This window comes from Acinetobacter sp. ANC 4173, from assembly GCF_004331255.1.
Classification (GTDB): Bacteria; Pseudomonadota; Gammaproteobacteria; order Pseudomonadales; family Moraxellaceae; genus Acinetobacter.
This window is the reverse complement of the sequence record NZ_SJOF01000007.1, coordinates 108,657-127,644: the sequence shown is the minus strand read 5'-3', so window position 1 is coordinate 127,644 and position 18,988 is coordinate 108,657. Positions and strand designations below refer to the sequence as shown.

At 39.3% G+C, this 18,988-nt stretch carries 14 protein-coding genes; 11 read left to right on the top strand and 3 right to left on the bottom strand.

Going from position 1 to position 18,988, the window contains the following annotated elements; genetic code table 11:
* Positions 1 to 29: 29 nt before the first annotated feature.
* Genes E0H94_RS10125 through E0H94_RS10110 form a run of 4 tightly spaced genes read left to right on the top strand, consistent with a single transcriptional unit; the run spans position 30 to position 4,648 of the window.
* On the top strand, positions 30 to 500 hold the full coding sequence (locus tag E0H94_RS10125) for a spore coat U domain-containing protein (protein ID WP_131326412.1): 471 nt from the start codon (positions 30 to 32) through the stop codon (positions 498 to 500).
* 33 nt (positions 501 to 533) lie between these two features.
* Complete coding sequence (locus E0H94_RS10120) at positions 534 to 1,259, top strand: molecular chaperone (RefSeq protein ID WP_131326410.1); 726 nt, start codon at positions 534 to 536, stop codon at positions 1,257 to 1,259.
* 6 nt (positions 1,260 to 1,265) lie between these two features.
* The gene (locus tag E0H94_RS10115) at positions 1,266 to 3,644 is read left to right on the top strand and encodes a fimbria/pilus outer membrane usher protein (RefSeq protein WP_131326409.1); all 2,379 of its coding nucleotides are present in this window, start codon (positions 1,266 to 1,268) and stop codon (positions 3,642 to 3,644) included.
* Positions 3,635 to 4,648, top strand: a complete 1,014-nt coding sequence (locus E0H94_RS10110) for a spore coat protein U domain-containing protein (protein ID WP_131326407.1) — start codon at positions 3,635 to 3,637, stop codon at positions 4,646 to 4,648. The genes E0H94_RS10115 and E0H94_RS10110 overlap by 10 nt, the downstream gene beginning before the upstream one ends.
* On the opposite strand, the gene E0H94_RS10105 is transcribed toward E0H94_RS10110, so the two are convergent.
* Positions 4,645 to 5,124 (bottom strand): spore coat U domain-containing protein, encoded by a 480-nt coding sequence (locus E0H94_RS10105; RefSeq protein ID WP_131326405.1) that lies wholly within the window; start codon positions 5,122 to 5,124, stop codon positions 4,645 to 4,647. The two genes, E0H94_RS10110 and E0H94_RS10105, sit on opposite strands and share 4 nt — an antisense overlap.
* 261 nt (positions 5,125 to 5,385) lie before the next feature.
* On the opposite strand from E0H94_RS10105, the gene E0H94_RS10100 reads away from it, so the two are divergent.
* The 5 genes from E0H94_RS10100 to E0H94_RS10080 all read left to right on the top strand — a co-directional run bounded on the left by E0H94_RS10100 (position 5,386) and on the right by E0H94_RS10080 (position 8,939).
* Positions 5,386 to 6,129 (top strand): HesA/MoeB/ThiF family protein, encoded by a 744-nt coding sequence (locus E0H94_RS10100; RefSeq protein ID WP_131326483.1) that lies wholly within the window; start codon positions 5,386 to 5,388, stop codon positions 6,127 to 6,129.
* 48 nt (positions 6,130 to 6,177) lie between these two features.
* The gene (locus tag E0H94_RS10095; protein WP_131326482.1) at positions 6,178 to 7,476 is read left to right on the top strand and encodes an ABC1 kinase family protein; all 1,299 of its coding nucleotides are present in this window, start codon (positions 6,178 to 6,180) and stop codon (positions 7,474 to 7,476) included.
* 83 nt (positions 7,477 to 7,559) lie between these two features.
* Positions 7,560 to 7,940: a dihydroneopterin aldolase gene (folB, locus tag E0H94_RS10090; RefSeq protein ID WP_044740393.1), complete on the top strand. Its 381-nt coding sequence runs from the start codon at positions 7,560 to 7,562 to the stop codon at positions 7,938 to 7,940.
* Positions 7,897 to 8,346 (top strand): 2-amino-4-hydroxy-6-hydroxymethyldihydropteridine diphosphokinase, encoded by a 450-nt coding sequence (locus E0H94_RS10085; RefSeq protein WP_131326404.1) that lies wholly within the window; start codon positions 7,897 to 7,899, stop codon positions 8,344 to 8,346. The genes folB and E0H94_RS10085 overlap by 44 nt, the downstream gene beginning before the upstream one ends.
* Before the next feature lie 65 nt (positions 8,347 to 8,411).
* The gene (locus E0H94_RS10080; protein ID WP_131326402.1) at positions 8,412 to 8,939 is read left to right on the top strand and encodes a hypothetical protein; all 528 of its coding nucleotides are present in this window, start codon (positions 8,412 to 8,414) and stop codon (positions 8,937 to 8,939) included.
* Between the two features lie 68 nt (positions 8,940 to 9,007).
* Here E0H94_RS10080 and coq7 read toward each other — a convergent pair whose 3' ends face one another.
* Both coq7 and E0H94_RS10070 read right to left on the bottom strand, forming a co-directional pair.
* Positions 9,008 to 9,643 (bottom strand): 2-polyprenyl-3-methyl-6-methoxy-1,4-benzoquinone monooxygenase, encoded by a 636-nt coding sequence (gene coq7 / locus E0H94_RS10075; protein ID WP_104442025.1) that lies wholly within the window; start codon positions 9,641 to 9,643, stop codon positions 9,008 to 9,010.
* A 4-nt stretch (positions 9,644 to 9,647) separates the two neighbouring features.
* Positions 9,648 to 10,967, bottom strand: a complete 1,320-nt coding sequence (locus E0H94_RS10070) for an MFS transporter (RefSeq protein WP_131326400.1) — start codon at positions 10,965 to 10,967, stop codon at positions 9,648 to 9,650.
* Between the two features lie 201 nt (positions 10,968 to 11,168).
* On the opposite strand from E0H94_RS10070, the gene E0H94_RS10065 reads away from it, so the two are divergent.
* Positions 11,169 to 13,940, top strand: a complete 2,772-nt coding sequence (locus E0H94_RS10065; RefSeq protein ID WP_131326481.1) for an autotransporter assembly complex protein TamA — start codon at positions 11,169 to 11,171, stop codon at positions 13,938 to 13,940.
* 30 nt (positions 13,941 to 13,970) lie between these two features.
* The gene (locus tag E0H94_RS10060) at positions 13,971 to 18,491 is read left to right on the top strand and encodes a translocation/assembly module TamB domain-containing protein (protein WP_131326398.1); all 4,521 of its coding nucleotides are present in this window, start codon (positions 13,971 to 13,973) and stop codon (positions 18,489 to 18,491) included.
* Positions 18,492 to 18,988: the final 497 nt, after the last annotated feature.

Here is an 18,988-nt window from a genome sequence, read left to right as displayed (position 1 = left end):
GTCATAAGTCACTTTTTTGGGGTTGTTTTATGAAAAAAATCATTCTTTCTTCAGTTATTGCTACTTTTGCATTTTCTTCTATTGCTGCTCATGCTGCAGGAACTGATACCACACAGTTTCAAGTCAAAATTACTGTGAATGAATCTTGTAAATTTACTTCTAAAGATGATGTAGTGTTCGGTGCTGTAGATCGTTCGACCAATACTGATAGCAGTGCTACGGGTCAATTGAATGTGACCTGCACATTGAATACACCGTATAAAATTGCCCTAGCCGGTACGGGCGCAATGAAGAATACAAATACTGGATCAACCAGCACAGTTCCGTATAAATTGTATCAAGATGCAGCACGTAAAACAGAATGGGATGCAATCAATTTATTAGGAAAAACTGGTAGCGGTAAAGATCAAGCAATTTCCGTTTATGCTAAATTGACTGGCGATACCAATGTTGAAGCGGGTAACTATGTAGATACCGTGGTTGCGACTGTAACTTACTAAGTTTGAAGTGAAATAAACAGAGTGACGCAATATATGAACAAATTTATTCCAAGTATTTGTGCTGCGATTGTTTCACTTTGTTCATTTAATCTTTCAGCTGCGAGTTTGCAGGTTTCACCTATTTCCGTGACATTTTCAACAGGTGAAAAAGCCAAAGAGATTTGGCTAACCAATACCAGTGATCAGCCAATTCGAGCACAAACACGTGTACTCAGTTGGACTCAGGCAGGAGGGAAAGATCAGCTAAATGCTTCCAGAGATTTGGTGGCAAGCCCTTCAATTACTGAAATTAAAGCTGGTGATCGTCAATTGATTCGTGTATTGAACATGCACGTGCAAAATATGGCTAAGCAACAGACTTATCGATTATTGATTGATGAGTTGCCGAACTCGAGTCATGATAGTCAACAAACAGGATTGCAACTTTTATTGCAATATTCTATTCCTGTATTTATTCAATCGACAGAAATTACGCCATCTAAAAGTGGTTTAACTTCACTTGATCAAGTGGTTTTTAATTATAATAATCATAAACTTAGTGTTCAGAATAATGGTAAAAGTCATATTCGTTTAAGTGAATTAAGTTATATCAACCCAAATGGTGAAAAAATTCCCTTAATTCAGGGCTTAGTAGGCTATGTCCTGAATGGTCAAACCATGCAGTGGAATATTCCATTTCATGCTCAAATGCAGCCTAAAGGTAAGTTTGAAGCGCGAATAAATACCGATGGTTTAGCTCAGACATTATCTATTCCATAATTGTTGATGAACAAGTTTCTTTACCATCGTGCTCTATGTCGAGCACTGTTATGTACTTCTTCATTACACGCACAAGTCATTCTGGCAAATGAGATGATTCAGCCGAGTTCTGATGTTGTTGATCAGCAAGAACTCTATTTAAGTGTAGTATTGAATCAAGCATCTAGTTCGGTCTACGGACATTTTATTCAGACACCGCAAGATTTGTTAATTTCTCGAGAAACACTACAAGAATTACAATTAAGTATTCGCACTGCAGATGCTTTAGGCCATACGGGTTTTATTCCTTTATCGCAAATTAAAGGACTCAGTTATCACTATAATTCAGCAGAGCAGCACATTGACTTAACAGTACCAATGGAAGTTTTGCAGGCAAATACGACCTCAGGTTACGAGCAAATTCCCCCCGCTAAAGTCAATCCTGCGCAGATTAAACCTGGCGTGCTATTTAATTATGATCTTTATTCCCAAGCTACCGAAGATGTTTGGTCTTTAAGTGGGTGGAATGAATTACGGTTATTTGGCGTGGGGACAGGGAATATATTTAGTATTTCTGCCAATCATGCTTATACCAAAACCCAAACGACCGATGAGCTTTCAAGTCAAATTTTAGATACGTATTGGCAAAAAGATTTTGCCGATCGGGCGATTAGTTTGACTATAGGGGACAGCCAATCTCGCGCTTTAGAATGGACGCGTTCAACCCGTATTTCGGGGATAAAAATAGCTAAAAATTTCAATTTACAACCGTATCAAGTGACATCACCACTAGAGTCCTTTAAAGGTTCGGTGCTTGTACCTTCGACAGTTGATTTATTAATTAACGGCATACAGCAAAGCACCAGTGCGGTACTTCCAGGGCAATTTGATATACAAGCATCACCGTCAATTACTGGGGCAGGCAATGCGCAGCTTTTGATTACCGATTTAAATGGCCAGCAGCGCGTCGTGAATTTCTCATTGTTTGGAACTTCACAATTGTTGCAAAAAGGCCTATCTGATTGGGAGGTTAATTTAGGGGTTAATAAACTTGATTATGCTGTTAAATCATTTAGCTATGGAGATGAACCTGTTGTCAATGCAACATTGCGACAGGGTTTAAGCAATAATACGACTATTGAGAGTCATGCTGAATATTCAAATGATGTCACTTTGGCGGGATTTGGTGTAGTGCATCGTTTGCCAAATAGTTGGGGCATTCTAAATGGAGCTTATAGCGCTAGTGAATTAAACCAAAAACTGGGGCAATCATATGCTATAGGTTATGAATGGAATAATCCTTATGTCAATTTCTCCTTGCATCATCAACAAAGCGATGGAGATTTCGGTGATTTAGCAAGTGCTCTAGGTTATGGTTACGTTAAACAGTCAGATCACGCTTTTTTAGGTGTAAATACGGATTATGGTCAATTTGGTGGGAGCTATGTGGCGCAAAAAAATCAGAACTCAAAAAATGAATATTTGGTTTTTAACTGGTCTTACTATTTTCCTTCCAAAAAATATTTAACGTTGAATATGACCCGAAATTTAAACGAGCAAGAAAATACCTTTTTTCTGTCTTTAAATATACCGCTAGATCGTCAAACCAATGCCACTTTAAATGCGCAACAGGACACAGATCAGAATAAGTTTTCTGCCAATATTCGTAAAACAGCAATACAGAATGAAGATGATTGGGGCTGGCAGTCGAACCTCGAATTTAGTGATAGCAACAACTATAGCTTGCAAGGTCAGATTCAGCGTGAAACGCAGAAGGGTGAATGGGATCTCGGTTTACAAAGCGCTAAGATTAATACCGAAGACTACACCACGCTGATCGGTTCTGCTCGAGGGAGTTTAGTGATGATGGAAAAGTCAGTGTTCCCAATGCGGCAATCGCTTAACTCTTTTGCTGTGGTTTCAACCGAAGGTGTTTCGGATATTCCAGTTCGTTTAGAAAATCGTGTAGTAGGTAAAACCAATCGGAAGGGTTTAATGCTCATCGATACTTTAAATCCGTATCAGCATAATGATATTTCAATTGATACTTTAGATTTACCTTTGGAATATAAAATTGAAACTACACGTATAGATGCTGTGCCATATAACGCGAGTGGTGTGGTGATTCAATTTCCAATTTACAAAATGCGTGCTGTTCAATTGAGCGTAACAGATCCGCAAGGTGTACCAATGAAAATGGGGAGTCGTGTTTGGGTACAAGATACTTTGCCAGATTTGGCATCAACAGAACACACGATTGTTGGTCGTGACGGGATGATTTATCTTGAAAACCCTTCATCTCAGCAACTCTATGTAGAACAAGATGGAAAGGTTTGTAAGGTGGTTTTACCAGATTTTAGTCAACAATACGGCTTTCTGGATATGGGGAACGTACAATGTCGCTAAGTCTTTTCTTTCAAAAAACAACAATTCGTGCATTTGGTTTATATGGTCTGTTTGCTGTCATAATTATTGTTGGTGCGACCTTACTGAGCCCTTCAGCGCAAGCCGCTTCAGGAAGTTGCTGGTTATCCGGCCCTGCCTTAAATTTTGGTTCAGTGTCTAGCAAAGGCAAAAGTAATTACACCAATTGGCAAGTCACATGTAATCAATATGGACATACACAAACAGTCAATGTTGCGTTATGTCCTTATGCAACAGCAGGTGGATTGGGCTTACTCAATAATAGACGCTTAATGGTCAATTATTCGAGTTGGCCACATAGTTATTTATCTTATGATTTGTTTTATGATGCTGCTTTAACAAAACGTATTGATATTAAAGCCGATTTATCAACGTTACAGTGCCTTTATAAAACCATATCGGTGAATCAAAACAGCAAAATCTTTGATTTGCCTTTATATGGACTGGTTTATTCGGGTCAAAATGTGGCTGCGGGTAGTTTTAGTAATAACAATGACATAGCAGTCACTTTATTGTATGGCTTCAGCGAAGAGAAGCAACCTAGCATAGAAGATGTGATGGCAAAACAATCCTCGAATAAAACTTCAAATAGCCTAAGCGTAACAACTAACTATGAAAATAGTTGTAATCTTATGGCAGCCTCAGATTTAAATTTTGGTCATATTGATGATTTATCTAAAGGTGTTACGAGTAGTACAACCGTAAATCTGTCTTGCCCACTGAATACAACATGGAAAGTCGGCTTGGATCAAGGTTTAAATTATGATGGTAAAACTCGCCGTATGCGAAATGGTGCAGATTACATTGCCTATGAACTCTATCAAGACGCGACGTATAAGCAGCCTTGGAGTAGTACGAATACTTCACCGGGGGTAGGAACGAATGGAGCACAAACCATTCAGATTTATGGAAAAGTCCCACAAAGTACATCGAGTGTCCCACCGGGTGAATATCAGGACTCCATTACAGTAACCTTAACCTATTAATAGGTAATGATAGCAGTGACTTTGTCACTGTAAACCCCTGTAGGGACGTCTGTATTGGATTGATTCACTATTCCCCACACAGGTACAGTCTGGGTATGACCAGTACCAGTGTTGCGATAAGCATTTTGAGTTTCAGCTCCCCAAAGGGTTGTACCATTGGCATCTTGATAAAGATTGTAAGGAATGCTGATGTTATTTACCTCTGTTGAGGTCATTTTTCGTTGACTTTGTAATGCAATGTTATAGGGTGTGCCTTGAGTACACGTTACTGCAAGTTGAGTACTTTGCATATTGGGATTCGATGAACGATTGACTGTACCAAAATCCAAGTTTGTTCCATTCGCTGTTTGGATATTACACATTTCTTTAATGGTAATACTGACATTAAATGAAGTCGAGTCTTGTTGCGCTGCATAAATATAGACAGATGCGGCGGCCAAAGTACATGCGAAAAAGGCGGAATAATACAATTTCATAAAGTGCGAGTTTTATACATTTATACGTTTTATTCCAGCATACCTGAAATATATAAATTCGTCTGAAGTTAAATCATGTAACTGTTCATATTCTAACTAAATGGTGCTTAGTGGACTGAAAAAGTCACATCTTCAGAGTAATAATACTTAGTCGCCAAATCCTAGTTATCCCTTATAATCGCTCAGTATTTATATAAAACTCTCAACGGAAGAACAGTGAACTTGGTATCTGAGAATGATCTGGAATTAACAGACGAAGAAATGCATTTATATAGCCGACAGATCTTGTTGGACGGTTGGGATTTAGAGGCTCAAGAAAAACTAAAATTAGCCAATATTCTGATTGTAGGGTGTGGTGGAATTGGTTGTACAGTTGCGGAGTTATTGGCACGCGCAGGGGTCGGTAAAATTACACTGATTGATGCAGACCATATTGAGATCAGTAATTTACAGCGACAAATTGCATTTACTCAATCGGATATTGGTTTTTATAAATCAGAAATTCTAGCAAAGCGCTTAGTTCAAATAAATCCACATATTCGGGTTGAACATCATATCGCTAAACTTGATGAAACCAATGCGATGTCATTGGTCAGCACGCAAGATTTAGTGCTTGATGGTTGTGATAATTTCACCACGCGTTATTTGGTTAACCAAGTTTGTAAACAGCAGAATGTTGCCTTGATTAGTGCATCTGCAATTGGTTTCCAAGGACAGTTATTTATGGTGGAGGGGGATTCGGCTTGTTACAACTGTCTGTTCCCTAAAGAGCAGCATGATAATGAAGGTCTACGCTGTGCAGATTCGGGTGTACTTTCGACTACACCGAATGTGATGGCCAGTTTACAAGCGCATCATGCTTTATTGTATTTAGGGTTAAACCGTAGCCCACTACTGCAAAAACTGTTGCTCTGGGATGGTTTAACTATGAAACAACGAATTTTGGCATTTGAGAAAGATCAAAATTGTCAAGACTGTCAGGCAAGATCATCCTTAAAGCGGTAATTTTTTGCTAAACTCTGTGCTATGCATTTTTAACCAAATTTAAATATGATGAAAAATAATATCTGGCTAGATGGACTACGCTCCGTAGCCCGTATGGGGGAAACCGCAGTTGTTGCGGCAAAGGCTGGCTTTAAATACGCAACTGAGAAGCCCAGTAATGCCAAGCTAATGCGTGAAACTTTTGAAGATTTAGGTTCGACTTATATTAAGTTAGGTCAATTTATTGCAAGTACGCCTTCGTTATTTCCACGTGAATTTGTCGAGGAATTTCAAGGTTGTCTAGATCAGACACCGTCTTTACCTTTTAGCTATGTTCAACAGGTTTTAGCTTCTGAGTTTGCTGGTCGAAATTTAGATGAAATCTTTGCTTCAATTGAGGAAAAGCCATTGGCTTCAGCGTCAATTGCGCAAGTACATGCCGCAAAACTGGTGACAGGGGAAGATGTTGTACTCAAGATTCAAAAACCGGGTGTAGAAACGATTCTCTATACCGACTTAAATGTCTTGCACTGGGCCACCAAAATTTTGGAAAAAGCAGTACCCAAAGTCAAATTTGCTTCATTGGCAGACATTGTCGATGAAATTAAAACTCGTATGGTACGCGAAGTTGATTTTATTGAAGAAGCCCAAAATATTGATGATTTTGTCAATTATTTGAATGTGACGAATAATAAAGCGGCAACTGCACCCAAAGTTTATCATCAGTTTTCAACCCGCCGTGTGTTGACGATGCAACGTTTATTCGGTGTACCTTTGACTGATTTCGAAGTGGTAAAAAAATACTCTAAAGATCCATCGCAAGTTCTGATTACAGCAATGAATACTTGGTTTGGTAGTCTCATGATGTGTAATAGCTTCCATGCAGATTTGCATGCAGGCAATTTAATGCTGCTTGAAGATGGACGTATTGGTTTTATTGACTTTGGTATTGTGGGGCAGTTGAAACCTGAAGTTTGGACCGCTTGTATGGCATTTATGGATGCATTGCAACGGACAGACTATAAGCTCATGGCAGAGAACATGCTCAGAATGGGGATGACAGATGTCGCCATTGATACTCAGGTTTTAGCTGCTGATTTGGAACGACTCTTTAGTGGTGTTTTGTTGGCTGATCCTCAAGAGATTTTGAGTTCTAACCCAGCGGACTTAAATGACATTATGATGGACATGGTTGCTGCTGGTGAGCGTCATGGTATCCGCTTCCCGCGTGATTTTGCCTTACTGTTCAAACAAATGCTGTATTTTGATCGATTTATGCGCGTCCTTGCACCATATACCGATATTTATGCAGACCAACGTTTGCAAATGGTGCAAACTATCGATCCAAGTTTGATGTTGAAAAATTAATATTCAAATTTCTATTATCTATTCATGGCTAAAAGGCAGAGCCACTAAGCCATGAATAGTTTGAGATATAAGGATCATATTTTATGGATGCGATAGTCATTGAAGGCTTAAAGGTGAACACGGTGGTAGGTTGCTTTAATTGGGAGCGACAGATCATTCAACCTTTAATGTTAGATTTGACCATTCACGCTGATTTAGAAGCAGCAGCCAGTTCAGATGAGCTTGAAGACACATTAAATTATGCCGAAATTTGTAGTATTTCTGCGGAAGTGATTCAAAAAGCTCAACCTAAGTTAATTGAACATGCAGCAAAATTGGTACTTAATGCGCTTTTTTCTACCTATCCTGCGATAGAATCGATTAAAATTACGATTCGTAAGCCTGCCATTATTGCAGAAGCCAATTCTGTAGGAATTCGTATTGAACGCCACCGAAACGATTTACGCCTTAGCACTGGCGAGTAATCTTAATCCCCAGCAACATTTTCGTTATGCCTATCATCAGATATGTGGGCTTGGTGTGGTTGAGTTTTCTAAAATTTATGTGATTCCATGCCGCGATGGTGTAGGGGCAGACTATTGGAATGCAGCTTGCTTATTACATTCAACATTAAATCCTGAGCAAATCATTGCGCAATTAAAGCAATGGGAAGCAGATACAGGTCGTGTTCGCCCATCTCATCAAATATCATTGGATGTTGATCTGATTGCATGGGGAGTGTCGTTAGAGCAGATGCAATTTAATCCTAAAAAAATGCCCTTAGCACTCGATGTGAAAATTCCGATGGCAGATGTGTGGTCACATCCCAGTTTTTTAGACTCAAAACATCAGTTCCCCACAGTGAAATGCCTTGAGGTTGTTAACATATAAAAACGCGGCTGTTCTATTGACTATTTTAAAATGAATATTGAAACAGCTATAAGAGATTCGCTGTTATGAAAATTCATTTTTTTCTATGTACACTGCTCAGTGGTCTAGTCGTGGGATGTAGTGCAAATGCTCCCATGGAAAATACACAAATGACACCACCACCAATTTCTACAACAGATTTGGCTGGTGATGAAACGATGCTGCATGCACTCAAGCAAGCCGTCTATTTGTCTCTTCAGGAACAGCCTTTATATCAATATGCATTCTATGATTTGAATCAAGATGGCATGCAAGATGCGGTTGTAATGTTAAGAGGGTTGGACTGGTGTGGTACAGGTGGGTGTACGGTATTGGTTTTTCAGGGCATGAGTCGTAAGAAGTTTCAACCGCATAGTAAAATGACCGTAACTGATGTGCCGATTGTGGTTTTAAATAGCAAAACACAAGGTTGGTCAGATTTGTCGGTTTATTCACGAGGCTCGGGACAAGTCATTCTAAAATTTAATGGTCGAAGTTATCCGGGTAATCCTTCACTTGAACCCAAATATACAGGTAATTTACTGCTGACTGGAAACAGGGTTCTCATTCAATAACGAAATTTGAAGTATAAAAAAGCAGTGTCATCGGGCACTGCTTTTTACTGCAAAATCTATTGAGTAAGTTAAATAAAATAACTGGTTTTAGTCATGAGTTTTGAAATGGCGGTCATGGTCATGCGAACAGGCATAGGCAAATCTACACCACCTGCATTGAGTGCGGTATCACGATGATGCAGCTCATCTTCATTCATTTGTTCTAGAATTTTACGTGAACGGTTGTCTTGTGCAGGCAGTTGACTAATATGGTGCTGTAAATGCAGGCTGACTTGGCGTTCAGTTTCAGCCACAAAACCTAGACTGTATTTGTCACCTGCAATACCAGCCAGTGCCCCCATCCCAAAGGACAAGCTATACCAGATTGGATTGAGTAAGCTGGTATGGCTATCGAGTTCTTTTAAGCGGTCTTCACACCATGCTAGATGATCTTGCTCTTCAAGAGCGGCTTTTTCCATTTCACGGCGGACATTCGGTAACTTCGCAGTGAGGGCTTGCCCATGATATAACGCTTGAGCACACACTTCACCACTATGGTTGACACGCATGAGTCCTGCTACATGACGTGCTTCACTTACAGCCAATTGCGTTTCTTCAGGAACAGCGGGATTTTCTCGCTGAGCTGCTGTCGTCCCTGGCACGAGACTACGAAGTGCTTGGTCAAAAGAGTTAATGAGCTTATCAATGCCCGTATAGTGACGCATAGGGTTAATCCTCTAAAGAGACTTGAGCTGTGGTGAGTAGTGGTTTTAGACGAACCAGTAGCCAAATGCTAAATATCGCACTCAGTACAGCAGTAATGCAGAACAATATTTTAATATCAATTTTTAAAATACTTAAAATGATAATGGAAAAAATAGCCGAACTGACCATAAATACAGCATTTAAGATGTTATTTGCAGCAACAACGCGTGCACGGTGAGATCGAGGCGAATGTGCTTGCATCATGGCATACAGTGGCACAATGTAAAAACCTCCGCTAATTCCAAGCAGAGTAACCGCCAACATGACATGGTAATAACTCCAACCTTGCTGGAATACATCGGCAAGATGTAGCAGTTCACCCGTGCGTACGGGAACAAAAGCGAGACTGGCAGCCAAATATAAGGCAAATACCGTTAAGCCAATGGCGCCAATTGGAACCATTTTTAAATTAACTTCTGTGCCACCAATTCTGCGACATAACAATGAACCAATACCGATTCCTACAGAGAAAAAGGTCAATAGAAGACTGACGACATTTTCAGATGCATGTAAATTTTGCTGCGTTAGTTGCGGGATTTGGGTTAAATAAGTTGCTCCATAAAACCAATACCAAGAGTTCCCCAATAGCACCAAATAAATGAGCGGAATGCTTTTGGCATACTTTAATGTTTGAAAACTGGTTCTGAAAAAGTTCCAATCAATCTTTAAATCAGGTGTGCTGACATTCTGCTTTAGAATAAAACGGCTAGAGAGATAACCCAAAATTGCAATCGTAACGATCGTCAAGCTAATCCAGAGTAAATTACCATCTGAAGCAGAAATAACTGCACCACCCAAGATCATACCAATTAAGATAGCCATTGAAGTGCCCGATTGAAATAAGGCATTACCCGACATCAATTCATTTGGTTTTAATATTTCGGGCAAAATTGCATATTTAATAGGACCAAAAAAGGTTGAGTGCGTACCCATCAGGAACAGCGCGAGTAACAATAGCCATAAATGTCCAAGTAAAAATCCGGCACTACCAATCAGCATGATGAGAATTTCAAGAATTTTAATGCCACGTACCAAGCGTGCACGTTCATATTTGTCAGCAATTTGTCCCGCTGTAGCTGAAAAGATGAAGTACGGCAGAATAAACAACAGCGCTGCGAGGTTGTTTAAGGTACTTATATTGGCACTTTGTTGATTAATCCATCCATAGGTAATTACCAACAACAAGGCTTGTTTATAAACATTGTCGTTTAATGCGCCTAAAAACTGAGTCAGAAACATCGGTAAAAAACGACGAGTGCTTAAAAGATGTTCTTTTTTTTCCATGACAATGTGAACTTCATAAAGTTTTATTAAGAAATGTGAGCATCTGGTAAAATAGCCATGAAAATCATGTATGATATTTTAGTCCTATGCTGTGGTGAAAAAATCAATAAAATTGAGTTCTTTAGCCAGTATAATTTTCAAACTTTTCATTACAAATACGAAGGGCTGTTGATTAGACCCATCATGAGTTTAGAGTATTCTATGCTTGTAAAAACCAATTTTAAAAAGTCGACTTTAACCCTAAGTGTGAACTCTATCTTGGAGTTGAATCATACCAATAAAAGTTTGTGTTTGAGCGCTTTTTTAATGTTTTTTGCCCAACATGGCTTCGCTCAAGAGATGAGTGTGGCACAACCTGAAAATGCAGCCACATCCCATATTGAGCAGGCGGCTAAAGATGAGCTGAATGCACAAATTCAAGCAGAAGCACAGACGCAGAATTTAAGCCGAGCTGAGCAACTTGAAAAAGTTGAAAACTATCAAAATAAGGTTTCAGTACCTGATAGTTATGTAATGCTCCAAGATCAAATCCAACATACTGGTCAAATCGATGCCTTTAAGCCAATTGCCTTTGACGATTTAGAAGAGCTGCCTGAAACACCCGTCGATCAGGGTATGGCAAATGAAATTTATAAAGTAGCGAACGAAGCAAAAGTTAAGGCAGAAAGATATCGCGCAGGTCAGACTCAAGAAGTAGTAATACGTAATCCGACTCCGCAGGAACTGACCGAAATTAATCAGGCCCCAGTAAATGTCGATCAATTAATGAATCGTATTCAGGCGGACAGCAAAATTGTCGTAGAGGCCAATGAGTCGGGTAAAACATTACCAGAGTTAGGCTTAGTGACTGAGCCAGCAGTAGAAGAAGAAAAAAGCTTCTTTAAACGTTGGTATTATAAGTTAAGACCGTCTAAAAACGAGCTAACTTCGACTAAAGTGCTGCGTATCAAGGCTGAAATCGTCATAGTGGATGCGCAAAATACCAATTCAGATTTGCCAGATAAAGAATATCAACAAGCACTTTTAAATTTAAAAAATAACGTGGGTGCGAAACTGTCTAGCTTTACGCAGGAATCCTATGGTGATTTTAATGCAGCCTTACCCCAGTTAAGAAGCTTAGCCAATTTAGCTGCTCAGGCCGTAGGTTTTTATCATGCTGAATTTCAGTTTGAGAAAACCAGCGAAAGCCGTGTCAAAGTTAGTATCAAACCGAATATGCCCGTCTTGGTTAATAGTCAGAATATTGAGTTTAGTGGTGTCGGTGCAAATAGTCCGCAGTTCCAAGTCATTAGTGTGTTACCAGACTTAGATATTGGGGATGTGTTCAATCACGGGCAGTATGAATATACAAAAAAACGGATTGTCGATGCTTCTACAAACAACGGTTATTTTGATGCCTATTGGCGCTTGCATGATGTGAAGGTTGCTCAGCCTCAAGATTTGGCTGATATTAATTTGCGATTTGAAACGGGTGAACGTTACAAGCTCGCTGACGTAGAATTCCGTATGAGTGATCCTGCTAAACCTTTCCCATTGGATATGGACATCTTGAAAATGATGGTGCCATGGGAAGATGGTGCGGATTATGCATTGTGGCGTGTGAATACTTTGGCAAATAACTTAGCCAATTCACGTTATTTTAACTATACCTTGGTTGATGCAGTACGTCCTGACCCAGTTGAACTGCCTTTAGAGCTTCCACCAGATTTACAAGCCTTAGTTGATCAAGAAAAAATTGCAAGTAGCGATTTAAAAGTTCAAGACCAAAACGACATAAATTCTGCGAAGGAAGTGACGCAATCTGTTGTCAATGAAGATCAATTCGCTGGTGCAAATGATAAGGAACTTGATCCTGATATTAAACAGCAAAGAGCCGCTCAAGAATCCCGTTTAGAAGAAGATGAGCGACTGAAAATACAAGCACGTGATGAGAAAAAAGTACCAGTAATTGTGACCTTAAATGCAGATCGCTTAAATAATGCTGAAGTTGGTTTAGGCTGGGGGTCTGATACAGGTGCAAGATTAAGAACGACCTATCGTCGAGCTATTGTGAACTCAAGAGGTCACTCATTTGATGCGAACTTAGAGTTATCGCAGATTCGACAAGCGGTGGATACCCGCTATAACATTCCATATAACCATCCATTAAATGATTATATTAGTTTAGTCGGTGGATACGAGCGTGAAGAACGAGATGGTGTGGCTCAGGGTAATAGCTTAACCATCGAATCTGCAGTTGTCGGAGCAGATCGTATTATTAAGCGCTCCGTGGGCAATTGGCAGCATACATTTGGTTTGCGTTATCGATTGGATCGCCTAAGTCAAAATGGGGTAATCGATGAAAGTGATATTCCTGATGCCTTCTTAGCGAGTTCGGATACGGAGCAACAATCGTTGCTGGCAGGTTATGAGGCTTCACGCGTAGATTCAGATAAGCGGGTAAATCCAACCAAGGGCTTCCGACAAATTTATAAAGTGGAAGTTGGAAGTGAAGCGCTTTTATCTGATGCAAATATGGCAATATTAAATGCAGGCTGGCGATTCATTTATTCCTTAGGTGAAAATAATGATCACCAGTTTATAGGCCGTAGTGACTTGGGCTATATCGTGACTGAAGACTTTAATAAAATTCCTTATAATCTTCGGTATTTTGCGGGTGGAGATCAATCTATTCGTGGTTTTGACTATAAGAGTTTAACGCCCGAAGTGGATGGTTATAAAATTGGCGGGCAAGCTTTAGCAGTTGGTTCACTCGAATATAACTATCAATTTAAAGATGGGTGGCGTGCAGCATTATTTAGTGACTTTGGTAATGCTTATGATAAAAATTTTAGTAACGATACAGAATATAGCGTTGGTGTAGGTATTCGTTGGGCATCTCCAATTGGACCTTTACGTATAGATATTGCATCGGGTATTTCGGATGAAAACCATCCAATCCGGGTGCATTTCTTTATTGGTTCACCACTTTAAAATTTAACTTAATTTGTACTTGAGAAGGTTATGGCTGAAGTAGAACAGCAAAAACAAGAATTACCCGAATCACCATTGCCTAAAAAGCGTCGTGTTATGAGGAGTGTACTTTTAACGCTGCTTCTTTTGGTGATTTTGCTTGTATCTGCTTTCGCTATCATGTTTTCGACCGACAAAGGAAGTAAGTTTCTCCTGAATCGTGTGTTGGAACGTCAACAGATTATTCATTATGAATATGAAGGTGGTAATCTTTTAAAAGGCATTATTTTAAAAAATATTTTGGTGACCTTGTCGGTGGTAGATGTAAAGATTGATCGTGCAGAAGTGACTTTGGGGTGGAGGGCTTTAGTTCATAAAGAAGTTCATCTATATAGTGCCGATGTCCGTAATTTACAGGTCATCACCAAAACGCCACCGAGTAATGAGCCTTTTAAGTTTAAAGAAATTAAATTGCCATTTACCCTTCGTTTAGATCATGCCGATGTCGATCATTTATTGATTAAAACACATGCGGCCTTTGTGAATTTTAAGGATATTGAGTTAAATGAAGCACTTTGGTCCAACACTAAATTAGAGTTTGAGGACTCTAGTGCGCATATGGGCTATCTAGCCATTAAAAATGCGACTGGAAACATGGATTTTCAGGGTAAATATCCATTACATGCCAAAGCGATAGTGAATATTCCTGCATTAAATCATAGTCTAAACATACATGATATTCAGGTTGTAGCGAAAGGAAGTTTAGATACGATTACAGCTGGATTTGCGACCAATACACCTGATTTACTTTCAGGTTGGGGAGTCGTGCATCCCGTACGTAGTCATGTTCCTATGTTTGGAGAGTTACAGCTTGAAAAGTATCACTGGCCGTTACTGACCGATCAAAAATTATTTACTCAAGCAGGTGTCCTTCGTTATCAAGGGAATATACAACGTCTTAATCTCGGATTATCGACTGATTTAACGGGACAGAATCTTCCAAAAGGCAAATATACTGCTGCCATGCATACCGACTTGGTGCATCAACTGAATATTGACCAGTTTAAAGGTCAAGTGATGAATGGAACGGTTGATGCCAAAGGTCTAGTCAGTTGGGAAAAGCATGTACATTGGGATGTGCAGGGACATTTAAATAAAATTAACCCTAAAGATAAGTTAATTCCACAAGTAGTTAAAGATTTCTTGCCACCAAGCCTCGATGCAAAAATTGCTTCGACTGGTCGTTTAGAAAAAGGGTTACATCTGACAGGTTTGGTTGATTTTGATCAATATGAAACTTGGAATTTAAAATTAAACCAGAATGAAGCGAAACCGAAACAACCTCAACCAATGTTGCTTGATGTTGCATGGAAAAATATTGACCGTGCGATGCCTTATATTGGATGGCTAAAAAGTGATTCAGGTGATGTTCAACTTCGCTTAATCGAAGGTCAGCAAAATGTAGTGGTTTCTGCGGCGATTGGTCAGCATGAATCGGCGTTACTTCCAGTAGGCCAATATAAGGCGCAACTCAATATTAAGAAAAATATATTAAAGGTGCCAAGTTTTAGTTATGTTGCCAATAAAGGAAGTTTGAGTGGGCAGGCGAATGTTATTTTGCCTACAGATAAAACCCAATTGAAATGGAATGCCAATGTCAAAGCACAAGATTTTAATCCACAAACTGTTGTTGCCGCTGCACCAGTTGATTTAGTCAATGGTCAAATACAGGCGAGCGGATATGCAAAACCGAATCAACATATTATTGAGCTTAAAGCAATTAACCTGATTGGGCATTTACCGCAACAGGCTCAACAAGAAACGGTACAGCTGACAGGTAAAAGTACTGTAGCGGTTCTCTTTCATGATGTGAAAGCAGGTGGTGGCTTCAAAAGTTTCGCCGTAAATTATGATGGTGCCTTAAAATCGAGCAAGATCAAAGAAAGTAGTGGGCTGTTAAAGGTTAAAATTTCTGGTACACCTCTACTTCTAAAAATTGATCAATTTCAACATGATGGCGCTGCAGGTAAAATTCTTGCACAAGGTAAAGTCGATTTAAGTAAGGGTATTGGATGGAATATTAATGCTTCACTGGTTCGCTTTAAGCCACAGTATTTTGTTTCCACGGTTCGTGGCGAAATATCTGGTATTGTGCAAACGGAAGGGTTTTGGTCTGATGCACTTAAACGTATCAATATTCAGAAATTAAATGTGGCGGGTTATATAAATAATAAGCCTGTGCGTGGTACAGGTAATTTGGCTTTGGTATTAAATAATAATCAAAAAGGCTTTTTACCTCAGCAATTTGAAGCCAATAATTTGTATATGTCTTATGCAAACAACCAAATTCAAGCGACAGGCAATGCACAAAACTTACGGCTTAAAATTAATGCGCCTGCATTGTATGAGCTGTATGGTGGCTTAAGAGGTAGAGCTTATGGTTATCTCAATATACAGTCGCAACCGCGTTTGCAGGCAACGGCAAATCTGGCAGTTGATGATTTTAGAGTGGGTAATATTCTGAGTATGCAAAAATTACGCGTACAAGGTCAATTGCCAACTTCTGAAACAACGCCAACATTGCTTAAAGCAGAAATGACAAATTTACGAAGCGGTAATAGAGAAATCCAGCATGGTGTTGTCTCACTTGCTGGTACAAGAAAAGCACATGTATTAAAAGTTGAAGGTAACAACCGATTTAGTAATTTTTATGTACAGCTTGCTGGTGGGTTTAATGGTAATAATTCATGGTTAGGTCAGATTCAAAAGGGTGACTTTGACTCAGTTCGCGTACGTTTGGTACAACGTCAGAATGCTTCGGTGGTGTTCAATCAAAATACGGCAGAATTATTTGTAGGAGCACATTGTTGGGCAAGTCAGCAAAGTGAATTATGTTTCGATCAACCCATCCGAATCAGTAAAGCCAAAGGCAATATCTCTTTTGTGACCAAAAACCTCGACTTAAATGACTTCGCCGCGTTTATGCCAGAAGGTCTGGCAATTACAGGAAGAGCCAATGGTTATGCGAAAGCAGCTTGGGCACAAGGCAGTAAACCAAAAATCGATGCGAGAATGGTATCACGGCAGGGTATTATTGGGATTGCTGCTGAAGATCCTCAAGATACGGCATCGTCATTGAGATATGACGAAATTTCAGTGAATGCGAAAAGTGTTGCGCAAGGACTACAGCTTCGTTTAGATGTAAAAGCACCTGAAATTGGTACGGGTTATACCAATGTAATTATTGACCCTTTCAAGGCAAATAAGCCAATGCAAGGAGAGATTGCGTTTAATGAAGTGCAACTAAAAGTCTTTAAACCATTTATAAAAGATATCCGTACTTTAAGTGGAACACTTTCTTTTGCAGGGAAAATTGGTGGCGAGCTTTTGGAACCACGCTTAAAAGGCGAAATGCGTTTAAAAGATGGTGTGATCAGTATGATTTCACTACCTATTAATTTAACCAACGTTCAAGTTTATTCTTCCATTCAGAATGACCATGCAACTATTAATGGGGCATTTAACAGCGGACAAGGTGTTGGCTTACTTACAGGAAATCTAGACTGGAAAAATGAGCCGCGTATTCAACTGCATTTAAAAGGCGATAATTTATTAATTCGCCAAGCACCGTTAATTACGGCATTAGTTACCCCAGACTTCAGTTTGGATGTTATGCCTTTCCAGAAAAAATTAGTATTAAAAGGTAAGGTTGACGTTCCGCGTGCGTTAATCTCGATGCCTGAATCTTCTGCACCTGTAGTGGATGTCTCTTCTGATGTGCGAATTGTACACGAGGGACAAGATCAGTTGGCAATCTTAAAGTCAGCACGTCCTTGGGATATTAAAGCTGATGTGATGATTAATTTAGGTAAACAGGTCGTATTTCAAGGTTTTAATAGCCGTATTCCATTGATTGGACGCTTATATTTATCACAACGTGGCATTGAAACTGCAATGCGGGCGAATGGTGCGATTGGTGTAAGTCAAAAGGTTAAAATTGAAGCCTATGGACAGAGTCTAGATCTAAATCGTGCAATTGCACGTTTCAATGGTCCTTTGGCAAATCCAACATTAGATGTAGATACCAATAAAACCATACAAGGAACAATAGTTGGGGTTCGAATCACAGGTACAGCAAGCAATCCAAATATTCAGGTCTACAATGATGGTAATTTGACTGAACAAGAAGCAATGAATGCGTTGGTTACAGGACGTATTAATGAAGGTGCGAATAATATTAATCAGTCCGAGACATTTAAGTCAGATGTGAATAACACTATTGCCGCTGCTGGTATTAGTATGGGCTTGGGTGGAACAAGAGCCTTTACTAATCAGTTGGGGCAATCCTTTGGTTTAAGCGGTTTGGCGCTAGATGCTCAAGGTACAGGTGATGATACTCAAGTGAGTGTGACGGGGTATCTAACCCCAGATTTGTATATTCGTTATGGGGTCGGTGTGTTTACACCAGTCAACAAATTAACATTACGTTATCAAATCAATCAAAAATTGTATTTGGAAGCGAGCCAGTCAGTCGATCGTGCTGTAGATTTCTTCTATAACTGGCGTTTCTAGGTAATGGACACTTTATTTTATTATAAAATATTGTTTTTAAATGCATTATTTTGAATTTAACCAGTATTAAGAAATACGGATGTAGACTGTTAAGCAATTTCAGATTAAAAATACAAATGTCTAACTTGTAGATTTAGTCTGAAATGGCACTCAACAGGTCTAATGTTGATGTTATTGAATTGGTAAAAAAAGGGCAAGCCAAGCCATCTATCGAAATGCAGATATGATAGGTTTTGCAGTCCGAGCCACCACAAAAATAAATCCTATATTGTCGAACGATGACATGAGGGAAAATTTTTCCGTGCTACTCTTAGAAAGACAAATGAGATAACACCTCTTGAAGTGAGAAAAAAAGCTCAAACCGTTTGGTTGAGATAGCTCATGGGGTTTATGAAAAAAATAAATAAAACAATGATGAAATGAGATTTAGATAAGTTTTTGAACTCTACTTTAATCAAAGCAAGCTAAAACAACTCAAGCGCTCATAGGGTATTTTC